Origin of the sequence: Polynucleobacter sp. AP-Melu-500A-A1, from assembly GCF_018882125.1 — a bacterium.
In the GTDB taxonomy this organism is placed as follows: domain Bacteria; phylum Pseudomonadota; class Gammaproteobacteria; order Burkholderiales; family Burkholderiaceae; genus Polynucleobacter.
Window position 1 is genome coordinate 294260 of the sequence record NZ_JACVOZ010000002.1, and the last position, 14378, is coordinate 308637.

16 protein-coding genes are annotated in these 14378 nt (G+C 45.1%); 2 read left to right on the forward strand and 14 right to left on the reverse strand.

Annotation, left to right across the window (positions count from 1 at the left end):
* Window positions 1-8: 8 nt before the first annotated feature.
* The 6 genes from soxA to ICN38_RS04900 all read right to left on the reverse strand — a co-directional run bounded on the left by soxA (window position 9) and on the right by ICN38_RS04900 (window position 4633).
* Complete coding sequence (gene soxA / locus ICN38_RS04875; RefSeq protein ID WP_216255750.1) at window positions 9-821, reverse strand: sulfur oxidation c-type cytochrome SoxA; 813 nt, start codon at window positions 819-821, stop codon at window positions 9-11.
* A gap of 44 nt (window positions 822-865) precedes the next feature.
* A complete protein-coding gene (soxZ, locus tag ICN38_RS04880; protein WP_216218166.1) occupies window positions 866-1174 on the reverse strand; it encodes a thiosulfate oxidation carrier complex protein SoxZ in 309 nt (102 codons plus the stop codon).
* A gap of 55 nt (window positions 1175-1229) precedes the next feature.
* Window positions 1230-1682: a thiosulfate oxidation carrier protein SoxY gene (soxY, locus tag ICN38_RS04885; RefSeq protein ID WP_216255752.1), complete on the reverse strand. Its 453-nt coding sequence runs from the start codon at window positions 1680-1682 to the stop codon at window positions 1230-1232.
* Window positions 1683-1749: 67 nt separating this feature from the next.
* Window positions 1750-2838 (reverse strand): c-type cytochrome, encoded by a 1089-nt coding sequence (locus ICN38_RS04890; protein ID WP_216255754.1) that lies wholly within the window; start codon window positions 2836-2838, stop codon window positions 1750-1752.
* Window positions 2822-4264: a sulfite dehydrogenase gene (locus ICN38_RS04895; RefSeq protein ID WP_216255756.1), complete on the reverse strand. Its 1443-nt coding sequence runs from the start codon at window positions 4262-4264 to the stop codon at window positions 2822-2824. Before ICN38_RS04895 ends, ICN38_RS04890 begins: the two co-directional genes overlap by 17 nt.
* 33 nt (window positions 4265-4297) lie before the next feature.
* Window positions 4298-4633, reverse strand: coding sequence for a metalloregulator ArsR/SmtB family transcription factor (locus ICN38_RS04900; protein WP_216255760.1), 336 nt, complete (start codon window positions 4631-4633; stop codon window positions 4298-4300).
* A 124-nt stretch (window positions 4634-4757) separates the two neighbouring features.
* Here ICN38_RS04900 and modB point away from each other — a divergent pair, with 124 nt between their 5' ends.
* The gene (gene modB, locus ICN38_RS04905) at window positions 4758-5411 is read left to right on the forward strand and encodes a molybdate ABC transporter permease subunit (protein WP_216255762.1); all 654 of its coding nucleotides are present in this window, start codon (window positions 4758-4760) and stop codon (window positions 5409-5411) included.
* Window positions 5411-6517, forward strand: coding sequence for an ABC transporter ATP-binding protein (locus ICN38_RS04910; protein ID WP_216255764.1), 1107 nt, complete (start codon window positions 5411-5413; stop codon window positions 6515-6517). Before modB ends, ICN38_RS04910 begins: the two co-directional genes overlap by 1 nt.
* Window positions 6518-6527: 10 nt before the next feature.
* On the opposite strand, the gene ICN38_RS04915 is transcribed toward ICN38_RS04910, so the two are convergent.
* Genes ICN38_RS04915 through trpA form a run of 8 tightly spaced genes read right to left on the reverse strand, consistent with a single transcriptional unit; the run spans window position 6528 to window position 14376 of the window.
* The gene (locus tag ICN38_RS04915; RefSeq protein ID WP_216255766.1) at window positions 6528-7145 is read right to left on the reverse strand and encodes a bifunctional 2-polyprenyl-6-hydroxyphenol methylase/3-demethylubiquinol 3-O-methyltransferase UbiG; all 618 of its coding nucleotides are present in this window, start codon (window positions 7143-7145) and stop codon (window positions 6528-6530) included.
* 22 nt (window positions 7146-7167) lie between these two features.
* Window positions 7168-8376 carry an O-succinylhomoserine sulfhydrylase gene (locus tag ICN38_RS04920; protein ID WP_216255767.1) on the reverse strand — a complete coding sequence of 403 codons (1209 nt, stop codon included), beginning with the start codon at window positions 8374-8376 and terminating at the stop codon, window positions 7168-7170.
* Between the two features lie 59 nt (window positions 8377-8435).
* Window positions 8436-9974 carry an amidophosphoribosyltransferase gene (gene purF, locus ICN38_RS04925; RefSeq protein WP_216255769.1) on the reverse strand — a complete coding sequence of 513 codons (1539 nt, stop codon included), beginning with the start codon at window positions 9972-9974 and terminating at the stop codon, window positions 8436-8438.
* A 4-nt stretch (window positions 9975-9978) separates the two neighbouring features.
* Window positions 9979-10545, reverse strand: a complete 567-nt coding sequence (locus ICN38_RS04930) for a CvpA family protein (RefSeq protein WP_216255771.1) — start codon at window positions 10543-10545, stop codon at window positions 9979-9981.
* Window positions 10545-11351: an SPOR domain-containing protein gene (locus ICN38_RS04935; RefSeq protein WP_216255773.1), complete on the reverse strand. Its 807-nt coding sequence runs from the start codon at window positions 11349-11351 to the stop codon at window positions 10545-10547. Before ICN38_RS04935 ends, ICN38_RS04930 begins: the two co-directional genes overlap by 1 nt.
* A 3-nt stretch (window positions 11352-11354) precedes the next feature.
* A complete protein-coding gene (gene folC, locus ICN38_RS04940) occupies window positions 11355-12680 on the reverse strand; it encodes a bifunctional tetrahydrofolate synthase/dihydrofolate synthase (RefSeq protein ID WP_216255775.1) in 1326 nt (441 codons plus the stop codon).
* Window positions 12681-12684: 4 nt separating this feature from the next.
* Window positions 12685-13572 (reverse strand): acetyl-CoA carboxylase, carboxyltransferase subunit beta, encoded by an 888-nt coding sequence (gene accD, locus ICN38_RS04945; RefSeq protein ID WP_216255777.1) that lies wholly within the window; start codon window positions 13570-13572, stop codon window positions 12685-12687.
* Between the two features lie 6 nt (window positions 13573-13578).
* On the reverse strand, window positions 13579-14376 hold the full coding sequence (gene trpA / locus ICN38_RS04950; RefSeq protein ID WP_216255780.1) for a tryptophan synthase subunit alpha: 798 nt from the start codon (window positions 14374-14376) through the stop codon (window positions 13579-13581).
* Window positions 14377-14378: the final 2 nt, after the last annotated feature.

Consider the following 14378-nt stretch of genomic DNA (forward strand, 5'->3'; position numbering starts at 1 on the left):
CTTATCCATTAACGCTTTAAGCCAGGGGTTTCAACGGTACCGCCATTAGCGTTCTTTGCCATATACATAGATAAAGCAATTGTGACATCTGAACCGTAAATAGGGAATGGGAAGCGTTGCTGACGATAGCAATCATTTAAACGTTGTTGCATAGTCCAGAACTGCCCACTTGATACGCGATAGGCTGGCCAGTAACCCCATCCTGAGGCAGCACCCTTCTGAGTGGTGATATTAGGTAGATCTTGCAAACGAATTCGCTTACCATCTTCACCATGGCAAGACGCGCAAGAGAAGTCCATTGGTCCACCTTGGAAAAAGAATGCGCGCTTACCTAGCTCATACATTTCTTTTTCTTTGGGATGATTAGTGCTGACATTGATCTTATCGCCCTTAGATAGAGTGACGACATAAGCAACGATCGCCTCCATATCTTTCTTAGGGCCTTTCTGAAACGGCGCATCTATCATCTCCTGTGGATCGCGACCTTGTAGCTTTTGCATGCAAGTCATTAAGCGCGACTCCAAGTCTTGCACTTGATTGGTATCTTTAAAATAACGTGGTAACTGTGCAGCGGCACCCTTTACCACCCCAGGGCCTAAGCCTAAGTCACACTTTTCAAGAGTGACATTTTTGGGGCCAGCAGGTTTTTTCCAAAGCTCTTCACCTGCAGCCTCATATAACTCTGAAGGATTTCCGTCTGCAATCATCTCGCGATACTTTGCGATATCGTCAGTAGCACTTTGCGCAAAAGACGATGATGACATTGACAACAAGGTTGCCAATAGTCCAGAAGCTAAGCCTAAGCTTAATTTACGCTGCATTTATTACCCTTTCAAAACCATAGAGGCGGTGAAGATCATTAGTATTAAGAAGCGGTTGCTTCATCGGTGCGCTTATCACCCTTACTATCTACCCAGCTCACAACAATCTTATCGCCTTTGGCACCCTTATATTTAAAGTTCAAGAATGGATCCTTTGAAACTGCTGGACCAAACTGACCATTTAATACATCTTTACCATTTGCTTTTACATTCAGAGTGGTAATGTGCCACGCAGGAATCGTTTTACCAGCCGCATCTTTACGCTGACCGGACTCCATATCATGTTTCATCAATATCTTTACATCCACAATTCCACCGTTCTCGGCAGCTCTAACGCGCATTGGATCAGCCATGTTTTCCTCTTGTAATCTAGTATTTAATTATTTGTATAGTTTGCGTTACAGGCAATTAACCGCCGCAACCACCTAATGTCACTTTCACTTCTTTAACTGCCATGCTCCACTTGCCATCCGCTTTTACCAAGGCGTATACATTGGAGGTTTGACCCATTTTGATACGCGTAGTAACAAATGGTTCTGTTCCAGCAGGAATAAAGAATTGGGCAGCCAATGCGCTTGGGTTTTTCTCAACCAAAATAGCCATTTGCTCTGCTTTAAGACTGGTTGTAATGCCCACAGGGACTACAGCACCGTTTTCTGCAATGTCAGGTGCATTCAAAGTTACAGCAGCAGATTTATCTGGGCTATTAGCACCTAAAATTTTGAATACCTCATCAAGGCTCTTACCTTCAAAAGCGGCTTTATTCCATTCTTGCGCTTGGGCTATGCTAATGAGGCCCGCAGAAGCCATCAAGCCAAAAACGGCTGAATATTTCAATATACTGCGTCGCTGCTGATTCATAAAAACTCCTTTATTAATCTACTCTTACCGTCAAATATAGCGGTATTTCTAAAAATCTTCCTAAAATCTACTGTCCAGTTAATACCCATCGCACAAGGCTTGCCCTATCATCCTCCGATAATTGGGATTGGGGTGGCATGGGAATGGCGCCCCATACGCCAGAACCGCCATTCTTTACCTTTGCCATGAGCTTTTCCTGAGCTCCGCTTTGACCTTTATATTTCGCCGCGATATCTGCTATGGATGGACCAACTAACTTGGCATTAGGAGCATGACAGGCAGAGCAATTTTCATTTTTGAATAAGGCAGCCGGGCCCTTAGTCATTGCAGCATGCGTATCAGCAGCATGAGCTAGACCCTCCCCAGTTGAACCTGGTAGCTTCTCAAGCGGTGGCTTAGTTGAATCTGAACCTCGATAAGGACCATATAAACGGTTTTGCTCTGCAATGTTGCCATGGGCATTTCTTGCAAAGTCAGGCAGAGTTGAACCGATCTGTACAAACTTAACGCAATTGCTCATACAAGCTGTGGAGTTAACATCAGGTTTTCCGCTCACACTCCAAAATCCATGATTCCGTGTCATGCCATTACGGTTAGGCATTTTCTTTTGTACGTCTGCGATATTGGTATTACTCAAAACAAAATCATCGGGAACGATTTCTCCAAGACTCAAGATAAAAGCAACTAGTGCATAAGTGTCATCTGGCGTGAGCGATCTTGGCGCATTCCAAGGCATGGCGCGATAAATATAGTCCCATAAGGTTGAAACCGTTGGTACCTTCATGAGTGTTGTGCGTTGGGGTTGTTTACGGTCGCCTAAGGAAGCAACCTTACCGGTCTTGATATCCTCTAACGTAGTACCCCCTGCAATTGGAGTGAAGATCTCGTTGGACTCGCCAAATACTCCATGACAGCTAGCGCATTTTGATTCCCAAATGACTTGTCCCTGCTGAACTGAGCCAGACCCTTTTGGTAAGCCCTTAAAATCCGGACGCACATCAATATCCCAAGCGAGCACTTCAGCTGGAGTGGCATTACGCCCAATACCAGGAAACTTTACGGTGCTTTGCTGGGATTGCGCGAAGGTAATCTGAGTAATCAACACAGTGAGGCTGAAGAGCCCTAGGCGAGCAAACACTTTAGCCAACTTGCACATTGCTCACCTCACCGTTTGAATCTAATTTCCAGGACTGAATTGCATTGTTGTGATAGATGGAGCGATTACCACGGACGTCGCGTAACATCTTGATAGAAGGCTGAACATAACCAGTGTCATCAATGGCTCTAGACTGCAAAATGGCAGGTGAGCCATCCCATACCCATTCAATATTGAAACGGGTGATGGACTTAGTCAAAATTGGGGTCTCTAAGCGTGCCGTACGCCAGTTATTCCCACCATCGAATGAAACATCAACGCGCTTAATTTTGCCGCGACCAGACCATGCCATACCACTGACGTTATAAAAGCCTTTGTCCAATAATTGCTGACCACCAGATGGAGTAGTGATAACAGACTTGCATTCTTGAATCGATGCATATTGACGATGCATTCCATCTGGCATCAGTTCAATATAGTGAACCGCCTCATCCTTAGTGTTCCAAGGCATATCACCTACTTCTAAGCGACGCAGCCATTTCACCCAACTAACACCTTGCACTCCAGGCACCACTAAGCGTAATGGAAAACCGTTTTCTGGACGTAGCATCTCGCCGTTCATGCTCCAAGCAACAATCGTATCGTCTAAGCAGCTCTCTATCATGCTCCAAGCAACAATCGTATCGTCTAAGCAGCTCTCTAAATTGATCGTCCGCGTCATCCCAGAACCATCGCCGCCTTCAACAAGCAAAAACTTGCCTTTCTTTAAATCGGCGCCGCATTCTTCAAGCAAGATCTTCAGGGGCACACCAGTAAATTCACAGCAAGATAACATCCCATGGGTGTATTGCACTGTCGGCACGGCAACGTTGCCCCATTCTAGACCTGTATTTGCACCGCACTCAATAAAATGGGTACGTGAGACTGAAGGCAATCTCATTAAGTCATTCATCGTAAAGACGCGTGCATTTTTCACCATCCCATTGACCATCAGACGATGTGTTTCTGGATTCAGGTTGTACCAACCTTGGTGATGCCGCTCAAAATGCAAACCATTTGGAGTGATCGTTCCAAATAGGCCTTGTAAAGGTGTGAAGGCAACTGAAGCTGCCGATACACGGGTTAAGCCTGGTGATTCACGGCGAATTAAATTGGCCTCATAAATGGATGGCACACCATAAGGCATCGTAGCAACATTTTTACCAAGTGTGGTCTGCCACTCCTGCTTTTCTAGGATGGCTGGATCGCCTTCACCAGCACCAAATACCATTGGCGCAGAAAGGCTTGCAGCAGCTCCACCAATGGCAGATAAAAAGCCCTTACGCAAGAAGCCACGGCGATTTTCATCCAGACCATGAGCATTGACATCAGCAATGAAGTCTTGAGAAATGAAGTGTTCAGGAGCCTTTACTAAGCGCGCTCTATTGGCAGGTTTCTCTACAGCAGAAATATCCTGGGCACTTAATTCGATTTGCTTCTTCGTCATTTAACCTCTAATCTATAAAAGAGATGGTAGAACTCAATGCATACTTTCGGCAATCTTCGCGCAGACAGACTGGCACATATCTACCGTTGCACTATCTGCAATAGAGTAATAAACCGTGACACCCTCTTTGCGTCTTAATAAGATACCGGATTTATGAAGTGCCATCAAATGACGTGAGACATTAGCTTGACTAGAACCACAGAGCACTACCACCTCAGATACCGATTTTTCTCCACTACACACTGCATACATAATACGAAGACGCGAAGGATCAGAAAGTATGCTGAAGTATTCAGCTACTTTTGAAAAGACCCTCTCCATCTGCTTTGGAGATAAATTCTTAGTGGCTTTTTGAACTCGGGCTTTCATATAGATCTATCTAGTTGTATATATTCGTATATATGTATATATGTATATATGTATATTTAACCCCGGCAACCGAATTACTTATATAGTGAGATACCCTTATTCAATGTGACGATACAATCCACTCATGGATATGGAAGCCATCCTTCTCTCATTAAAGCTAGCGCTATGGACGCTTGCGTTAATACTGCCATTTGGGGTCTGGGTAGCGCATTCCTTGCAAAAATTAGGTAAAAGCAGGCCTTGGATAGAGGCAGCTTTAGCTCTCCCCCTAGTTTTACCTCCAACGGTATTGGGCTATTACCTACTGGTAGGATTTAGTGGCAAAAGCATTTTTGGTATCCCTTTGGTCTTTTCTTTCACAGGGATTTTGATTGCTTCACTGATTGTTAACCTTCCCTTTGCCATACAGCCAATACAGCGTGCTTTTGAATCTATTAACCCCGAAATTCGTGAAGCGGCCCAGGTGAGTGGATTATCGAATTGGCAGATCTTTCGCTTGATTGAGCTCCCATTAGCATGGCGAGGCATTACCAGTGCTGCTGTCCTTACATTTGCTCATACTCTGGGCGAATTTGGCGTCGTCCTCATGGTAGGTGGCGCAATTCCAGGTGAAACAAAAACTGTTTCAATCGCCATCTATGACAAGGTGCAAAGCTTTGATACCACAGGAGCAGGTGCACTCTCTCTTCTGCTCTTAGGCGTCTCCCTAATTACAATAGCGCTCTCCTATGGAGTTTTTGGTCGTACTCCCTCGCGCGATAAAGGTAGGAGGGTTTAATGCTTAAAGTTAATGCCATTCAAATTTCTCCCAATCCGTTGCAAATTCATTTGGAATGTGCCCCCGGAGAATTACATGCACTGGTTGGGCCATCTGGGAGTGGGAAAACTTCAGTCCTACGAACTATTGCTGGCTTAAACAACCCTGATACCGGAAGAATTGAGTGCGATAAGGAACTCTGGTTCGAGGGTGATGAATTACATGGAGTCACAAAGGCTCTTGCACCAACAGCACGTTCTTGTGGCTTTTTATTTCAGCAATATGCTCTCTTTCCACACTTATCAGCATTAGATAATGTCTGCATCCCCTTAGAAAACTCTGGACTAGCAATAGCAGAGCGTAAAAAAATTGCTCAAGATTGGTTAATACGCATGGGCATTGGCGAACTATCCCAGCGTATGCCACACCAACTGTCTGGCGGACAACAGCAACGCGTTGCCTTAGCAAGAGCGTTGGCGAGGCAGCCCAAGGTATTACTTCTAGATGAACCCTTCTCCGCAATTGACGCCCCTACCCGCCAAAGCCTTTACAAAACCCTTGCAGATCTTCGTCAAGATTTAAATATCCCCATCGTTTTAGTTACCCATGACTTGCATGAAGCAGATTTATTAGCTGATCGTATTACCGTCATTGATCAAGGGATTGGATTACAGACTGCAGCGCCACAAGTGCTATTTCAAAAACCGCGAAACTCACGTGTTGCAGAGCTAGTAGGTATCAATAATATGTTTGAAGGGATATTCAATACTGGCAAACTGAGTTGGAATGATTCTGCGCTCCTATTTAATGTTATCGATAAGGGCAAAATTCCGCCGAACACTCCTGTAGCGTGGGTCATCCCCGCTGATGGTCTCAGCCTTCATGCGCAACAAACAAGCTTGAGTATTCCGGCAAAAGTGATGCATATTAGTTCATTAGGACAAATTGCTGTGATTCAGCTCAAGCTCAATGAAGATGCCCATACCATCACTTGGCAAGCCTCAGCTGCTGAAGTTAGAAGACTTGCTTTAGAGGTAGGCGCAACTGCTCAAATCGAAATTGATAGCAGCAAAATTCACATCATGCCGTTAAGGTCAATTAATGATCCAAGGAGATTTACTACATAGATAGCGCTAGTTACTTTTTAGCGACTAAGCCGAGTAGAGCCGACATACCAGTATGTCTTGGTCCTTCAGAAAGCGCTTTCTCATAACTCACAAGCTCGAGTATTTCAAAGTCTGTAGCGAGATCTCGAATCATCTCTTCTGTGTAAAGATGCTCTATTAATGAGGGGCCGCCGGTTTTATATTCGAGTTGCTTAGGGGTATAACCCTGCAAGATAAATAAGCCGCCCGGTTTTAGGGCCTCATAGGTTTTTTGAAAGATCCGCTCACGCATGGCTGGATCGGCAAACTGAATAAATATCCCGATGACTGCATCATAAATATTGGAATGCCATATAAAGCTATCAGTATCGGAAAATGAATATTCGACTTCTACCTGATTATCTTTAGCAAACTGCTTGGCTTTGGCTAGCGCAATATCGGATGCATCAAAACCAATCACTTGCATAGCCTGCTTGGCTAACCATACGCCATTGCGCCCTTCACCATCTGCAATACAGAGCACTTTATTGCCTGGCTTTAAATACTTTTGGGTTTGCTCAACCAAGTATTCATTGGGCTCTTTTCCGAAAATGAACTCCTCCTTATCAAAGCGTTCGTTCCAGAATTGAGTAGCATCAGAAAAGCCCATAGGTTTGCTCTGATGTACTTGATTATTTTTTGAGTCCACCAATGAGATCATTCTTGAGGTCATTAATATTCTCAAGGCCCACTGCGATCCTCACTAAGCCATCCGTAATGCCTGCAGCTTTACGAGCCTCAGGACTTACACGGCAATGTGTCGTAGTAGCTGGATTGGTAATAGTGGTGCGGGTGTCACCTAAATTTGCGGTAATGGAGCAAAGCTTGGTTTGGTTGATGAGTTTAAAAGCTGCTTTTTTTCCGCCTTTGAGAACAAAGGAAACAATAGCGCCGCCTGCTTTTTGCTGACGCATTGCCAAAGCATACTGAGGATGGGATTTGAGGCCCGGGTGATAAACACGCTCGATACCAGGCTGCTTTTCTAGCCACTGCGCCAATGCCAATGCATTCTGACTCTGCTGCTTCATACGTAGATCTAGTGTCTCAAGACCCTTTAAAAATACCCATGCATTAAACGCAGAAAGAGTTGGTCCTGCAGTGCGTACGTAAGGAAATACTTTGCCCATGACAAAATCTTTACTGCCAACAATAGCACCGCCCACTACCCTGCCTTGACCGTCTAAGTATTTAGTCGCCGAGTGAATCACAACATCAGCACCAAGAGCCAAAGGCTTTTGCAATGCTGGAGTACAGAAACAATTATCCACTGCAAAAAGGGCTCCTGCTTTTTTGGCAATCCTTGAAATCGCTTTGATATCAGCAATTTCAGTCAAAGGATTAGAAGGGGTCTCCAAATAAAAGAGTTTTGTGTTTGGCTGGACTGCAGCCTGCCATGACTTGGTATCCGCCAAGTCAACATAAGTAGTCGTAATTCCAAAACGACCCAAGATATTGGTAAACAGCTGAATCGTTGCACCAAAAACAGAACGTGAGCAAACAACGTGGTCGCCAGACTGCAAATGCGCCATTGCCATCGTCAAGATGGCAGACATTCCAGAAGCTGTAGCGATACAAGCTTCACCACCCTCTAGGGCAGCCAAGCGATCTTGGAACATGCTAACAGTAGGATTGGTAAAGCGTGAATAGATGAAGCCTTGATCCGCATGGGCAAAACCATCTTCAGCCAACTCGGCACTATCAAAGCAAAAACTGGAGGTCAGAAATAAGGCCTCAGAATGCTCTTGGTATTCAGCGGTACGACGAGTACCAGCGCGGACAGCTAATGTCTCTGGCGCAAGCTGAGAAAAATCGGGGGATTTGCGGATAGTTTTGCTCTTCATACTGCTATTTTGACACTGAATCGAGGAATTGCCCTGCCAAAGGCAAATTCTTGTCGTTTTTAGTCTTCAGTAGCCAAATGGAGATGCAGTTGTGAGCGGGCAAAATCACTAGAATCAAGTTGCCGATCAGCCTTTGCTGCAGATGTGTTTCTTGCTGCCTCTAAGGCATCTAGATAGGACTCAGTAATATCACCGGTAACGTAATTACCATCAAAGCAAGAGGCTTCAAAGTTTTGAATATTGGGATTGATGTCTCGAACGGCCTGCTTCATGTCCTCAACATCTTGATAGATCAATTGATCCGCACCAATCAATGCATTAATTTCTTCATCAGTACGCCCATAAGCAACCAATTCACTGCGAGTGGGCATATCGATGCCATAGACGTTAGGAAAGCGTACTGGGGGTGCTGCTGAGGCGAAGATCACTTTCTTTGCACCAGACTCACGAGCCATTTGCACAATCTCGAAAGAAGTAGTCCCGCGCACGATTGAGTCATCCACAATCAATACCGTTTTATCTTTAAATTCAATACGCATCGCATTTAGCTTTTGGCGCACTGACTTCTTACGTACAGCCTGTCCAGGCATGATGAAGGTTCTACCAATGTAGCGGTTCTTGAAAAATCCTTCGCGATAATCGACTCCCAAACGCTTAGCAACTTGCATTGCTGCAGGACGACTAGAGTCTGGAATTGGCATTACGACGTCAATTTCGTCAACATTGGTTTCTTTGCGAATCTTTTCCGCCAGATAGTCACCCATGCGCATCCGGACGTTATAGACAATAACGCCATCAATGGTTGAATCTGGACGCGCCATATAGACATACTCAAAAATACAGGGAGTGAGAATTGCATTCGGTACGCATTGGCGTGAATAGAAATTACCATCCAAATCAATATATATTGCTTCCCCAGGATTAACATCGCGCACAAAGGTAAAGCCCAGACCTTCCAAGGCGACAGATTCTGAAGCAATCATCCACTCGGGACCTTTTTCGGTATCGACACGGCCAATACATAAAGGGCGAATACCATAGGGGTCGCGAAATGCCAACAAACCATATCCAGCAATTAAGGAAACGACTGCATAAGAACCTTTGACACGCTGAGTAACACCAGTTACCGCATTAAACATAGCACCCTCATCTAAGGCAGCGCTATTGGTTTCTTTTTGTAATTCGTCAGCAAGTACATTCAAAAGCACTTCAGTATCTGAGCTGGTATTAATATGCCGACGATCGCGATAAGCCATTTCAACCCGCAAGCTAGGCGCATTGGTCAAGTTTCCGTTATGGGCCAGAATAATACCGTATGGGGCACTCACATAAAATGGTTGAGCCTCTTCCTCGCTACTAGCAGATCCAGCAGTTGGGTAGCGCACCTGACCAATACCAGCATTACCAACCAAGCTACGCATATTGCGGGTTCTAAATACATCTCGAACTAAGCCATTGGCTTTATGCATGGTAAATGAATTACCGTTCATGGTGGCAATGCCCGCAGCATCCTGACCACGATGTTGCAGCAGCAACAATGCATCATAAAGAAGTTGATTAACTGGGGAGTGGGAAACTGTTCCTACGACGCCGCACATATGTCTATATCCCTATAGTTAATTTTGGAGTAATGCTTGGAGTTACCTTAGGCATTGCATCGCCTAATTGTTTTGCCCAATCGGGTGGTAGCCAACTTTTAATTAATCCCGTGGCCATATCAATAGCAGGACGGGTGAGGGCCTTTTGCCACGCCACACTCTGAGGGATAGGTGTTAATGCTGCTAAGGTTGCCAAAACAACCACAATCAATCCGCCGCGCATTAAACCAAATATCAATCCCAAGAATCGATCTGTCAAACTCAATCCTGCAGAGAGAATAATCTTTTGTATTAAGCCACCAAAAATTCCACAAGCGATGAGGGTTAAGATAAATAAAATTAAAAAACTAATGCCCAAACTCAAGAACTCATCTAGATGGAATGTTGAGAGCCACTCAGTCGATAAATAGTTGCTGTAATGGTAGGCAACCCAGGCAGCAACAAACCAAGAGGCAAGTGCAAGCACTTCCTTGAATAGGCCACGCGAAATTCCAATCAATGCTGATACCAGCAAAACTACGAGGGTGAAATAATCCACCGTTGTAAATTTTAGGGTGGATATATATTCCATTACTGCTTACCAGTCTCGACAAGTCTTGGAGAAAGACCCATCGCCTTAATTTTTTTCTCTGCTGCTTCTGCAGTATCTTTATCGGTATAAGGTCCTGCGCGCAAAACATATAACTTTGTACCGTCGGTACCATTTTTATTTAGAACATAGTTCGGAATCTTCTGCTCTTTTAGTTTTGTAATCCACCCCTTAGCGCGCTCCTCGGAAGCAAAGGCGCCAATCTGAATAACAAATTTTCCAGTTATGGCAGATGTCGCTGGTGCAGAAGCAGAATTTTGCGTAGCATCTTCAGGCTTTGGTTTTGCAGGGGTGCCCACAACTTCTTCTCCCGCAGCAAGTCCTAACCCAGTCGATTTAGCTGGTGCCGGAGCTACTGATTTTATTTCAGCCTTTGCCTCTACTTTTGGCTCAGGCTTCACCTCTACCTTAGATTCAGGTACTGGATCTTTGGAGACTTTATCGATGTAGGTGTCTTTTGGCTTATCACTCGGTTTACTATCTAATGAGGGAATTGGCAAACTAGTAACGATATTGACGGCAATATCGTTTGTTACTGATTTGGGTTTGTTATCCAAAAGCCGAGGTAAACCGACAACCGCAAAGAAGACCAATACAGCAGCACCAATCAATCGATGGCGTGCACGTTGTTGTTCTGGATCTTCGGTCAAGGCCAGCTCTTCTGCTTCAGCAGCGCGCTGGTAACTGCGGGGGGTTGGGTTCTTAGTGGTGCGACGACCCCTCACTGAACCTAAGTCAAGGTCATCAGCCTGTGTTTTTCGCTTAAAAAGCTTCGGTAAACGAATCATGGATCAATGCGCCTGGTTGTTTCGATAAGCCATTACGCCTGCAACGGTATAGAAGGATCCGAAGATCACAATTCTATCACCCTCACCTGCCTGAGATAAGGCTTTTTGATACGCTGCAGCAGGATCAGAAAAGCACTCAATTCCGCCATCTTTCCCATTTTTAGGCTTTACGCCCAATGCCTCAAGCCTATTTGCCAAATCAAGGGCACTAGCAGCCCTTTGAGTGGGTAAATCGGTGCAAAACCAAAAATCCACAATTCCTAACAAGGATTTAATAACCCCATCGATATCTTTATCTGCCATAGCGCCAAAAATAGCAAAGGTATAGGGGTGGTAGCCCATTCTTTCTAGGCTCTGCCCTAGGGTTGCAGCTGCGTGAGGGTTATGAGCAACATCCAAAACCACCATAGGCTGGCCAGGCAAGACCTGAAATCTCCCAGGCAACTCCACCAAGGCAAATCCATTGCGAATATCTTGTGCGCTGACCGGCAGACGCTGGTGAAGAGCCATCAAGGCGGCAATCACTGCAGATGCATTGAGAATCTGATTGGCTCCACGTAAAGCAGGATACCCAAGACCGCTAAAACGCTTCTTACGCCCTGCCCAACCCCACTGCTGTTTATCACCTTGAAAGTTATAGTCGCGTCCTTGAAGCCATAAGTCACAGCCTAACTTTTCTGCATACTCAATCAAAGATTGTGGTGGAACAGGGTCGCCGCAGATGGCAATATGCCCAGGTCTAAAAATCCCCGCCTTCTCCAATCCAATAGCTTCTCTAGTCCCGCCCAAATACTCAATGTGATCAATGTCAATGCTAGTCACAATTGCACAATCAGCATCCACAATATTGACGGCATCTAAGCGTCCACCCATACCTACCTCTAATACAACTGCATCAAGATTAGATTTGGAAAACAAATACATGATTGCTAAGGTTGTGAATTCAAAATAAGTGAGTGTTGGCGCATCAACCAAACTTACACGTGCCTTTTCAATCTCAGCAAAACTTTCTAACAAGAATGCATCGCTAACGTCTTGTCCATTGATGCGTGCACGCTCATTAAATTTCAGTAAATGGGGTGACATATGGCAACCGACGCGATAACCGGATGCTAACAAAATACTCTCCAGATAAGCACAGGTGGAGCCTTTTCCGTTTGTTCCTGCAACCGTGATGACAGGGCAATCAAAATGCAGTTCAAGGGCTGCCTTTACACGATTTATACGCTCAAGACCCATATCAATGCCAACGGGGTGAGCAGTTTCAAGGTGGCTTAGCCAAGCCTCCAGGCTAGGAAATAATGTGGGGGATTGATGAGCGGTAGTCAAGCGCTTAGACAGCTGCGCTACCCGCGATCGCAGGCTCAGGAAGCTGTTGCAGCAAAGCGAGTAAGCGCGCTATTTCATTGCGCAGGTTACGGCGATCGACAATCATATCGATACCACCCTTTTGCATCAAAAATTCCGAGCGCTGAAAACCTTCAGGTAATTTTTCACGAACGGTTTGCTCAATCACACGTGGGCCTGCAAAACCAATTAAAGCCTTTGGCTCTGCCATCACTACATCACCCATGAAAGCAAAGCTTGCTGAAATGCCACCCATCGTTGGGTCAGTTAAGACACTAATGTAAGGTAAACCTTTTTTAGACAATAGCGTCAACATTGAGTTGGTCTTTGCCATCTGAAATAAAGACAATAAAGATTCTTGCATCCGGGCACCGCCAGTAGCAGTAACGCAAATGAAAGCGCATTTTTTATCAATAGCTTCTTGCACACCGCGAGCAAATCGCTCTCCGACAACAGAACCCATAGAGCCGCCCATATACTGAAATTCAAAGCAAGCAGCAACCACTGGAATACCTTCTATTTTTCCACCCATGGCTATCAATGCTTCAGTCTCACCCGAAGCATCATTCGCCTCTTTAATGCGATCAGGGTATTTTTTCGAATCTTTAAACTTCAGAGGATCAATCGGATAAATGTCAGCACCAATTTCATAGCGGCCTTTTGTATCCAAAAGACTATCTAAACGCTGGCGAGCGCCAATGCGCATGTGATGACTACATTTTGGACAAACAGAAAGATTAGCTGCTAGGTCAGTGCTATAAAGAACGGTTGCGCAATCTGGACACTTTACCCACAATCCCTCAGGAACCGACTTACGATTAACGGGATCGGTATGTTGAATTTGTGGTGGGAGTAACTTATCTATCCAACTCATGTGTATCTAACTGTCCAAGGCATCGCGAATTTCGCGAATAAAGGTTTCTAGTGATTGTACTGCCTGACCTGGGGGCGCATCCTCTAAAAGACGAATAATTCGACTACCGATAACGACGGCATCAGCACTTGCAGATACCGCTTTGGCACTAGCTGCATCGCTAATACCAAAGCCCACTGCGATTGGAATGTCGGTCTCTTCACGAATTTTAGGGATGATGCTGGCAACATCTTGAGTGTTGAGATGAGAAGCGCCTGTAACACCGCGCATAGAAACGTAATAGATATAACCAGAAGCTATTTTGGCGGCTTCTTTAATGCGCTCATGTGATGAAGTAGGGGCCAATAAGAAGATAGGGTCAATTCCAGCAATCCGCATGCGCGCAGCAAAATCTACGCACTCTTCTGGAGGATAGTCAACAATCAAAACACCATCAACACCTGCAGCCTTAGCTTCTATTGCAAATCGCTCTGCTCCCATTTGCTCAACAGGGTTTGCATAACCCATCAACACTACGGGAGTATGAACATCTTGTTTGCGAAACGCTTTGACCATTTCCAAACAGCTATGCAAGGTAACGCCTTGAGTCAATGCGCGCTCGGATGATCTTTGAATCACAGGGCCATCGGCCATTGGGTCAGAAAATGGAACCCCTAACTCAATCACACTTGATCCACCACGCACTAAGGCATGCATTAATTCAATGGTAAGTTTAGGATCAGGATCACCCGCCGTAATAAAAGGGATGAGCCCTTTTTTACCCGTAGCTTTTAACTCTTTAAAGATTGCAGTAATTTTTGACATAC

Coding starts and splice junctions, on each gene's coding strand:
- soxA (WP_216255750.1), bottom strand. CDS start 821: ATGCAGCGTAAATTAAGCTTAGGCTTAGCTTCTGGACTATTGGCAACC.
- soxZ (WP_216218166.1), bottom strand. CDS start 1,174: ATGGCTGATCCAATGCGCGTTAGAGCTGCCGAGAACGGTGGAATTGTG.
- soxY (WP_216255752.1), bottom strand. CDS start 1,682: ATGAATCAGCAGCGACGCAGTATATTGAAATATTCAGCCGTTTTTGGC.
- ICN38_RS04890 (WP_216255754.1), bottom strand. CDS start 2,838: ATGTGCAAGTTGGCTAAAGTGTTTGCTCGCCTAGGGCTCTTCAGCCTC.
- ICN38_RS04895 (WP_216255756.1), bottom strand. CDS start 4,264: ATGACGAAGAAGCAAATCGAATTAAGTGCCCAGGATATTTCTGCTGTA.
- ICN38_RS04900 (WP_216255760.1), bottom strand. CDS start 4,633: ATGAAAGCCCGAGTTCAAAAAGCCACTAAGAATTTATCTCCAAAGCAG.
- modB (WP_216255762.1), top strand. CDS start 4,758: ATGGATATGGAAGCCATCCTTCTCTCATTAAAGCTAGCGCTATGGACG.
- ICN38_RS04910 (WP_216255764.1), top strand. CDS start 5,411: ATGCTTAAAGTTAATGCCATTCAAATTTCTCCCAATCCGTTGCAAATT.
- ICN38_RS04915 (WP_216255766.1), bottom strand. CDS start 7,145: ATGGGCTTTTCTGATGCTACTCAATTCTGGAACGAACGCTTTGATAAG.
- ICN38_RS04920 (WP_216255767.1), bottom strand. CDS start 8,376: ATGAAGAGCAAAACTATCCGCAAATCCCCCGATTTTTCTCAGCTTGCG.
- purF (WP_216255769.1), bottom strand. CDS start 9,974: ATGTGCGGCGTCGTAGGAACAGTTTCCCACTCCCCAGTTAATCAACTT.
- ICN38_RS04930 (WP_216255771.1), bottom strand. CDS start 10,545: ATGGAATATATATCCACCCTAAAATTTACAACGGTGGATTATTTCACC.
- ICN38_RS04935 (WP_216255773.1), bottom strand. CDS start 11,351: ATGATTCGTTTACCGAAGCTTTTTAAGCGAAAAACACAGGCTGATGAC.
- accD (WP_216255777.1), bottom strand. CDS start 13,572: ATGAGTTGGATAGATAAGTTACTCCCACCACAAATTCAACATACCGAT.
- trpA (WP_216255780.1), bottom strand. CDS start 14,376: ATGTCAAAAATTACTGCAATCTTTAAAGAGTTAAAAGCTACGGGTAAA.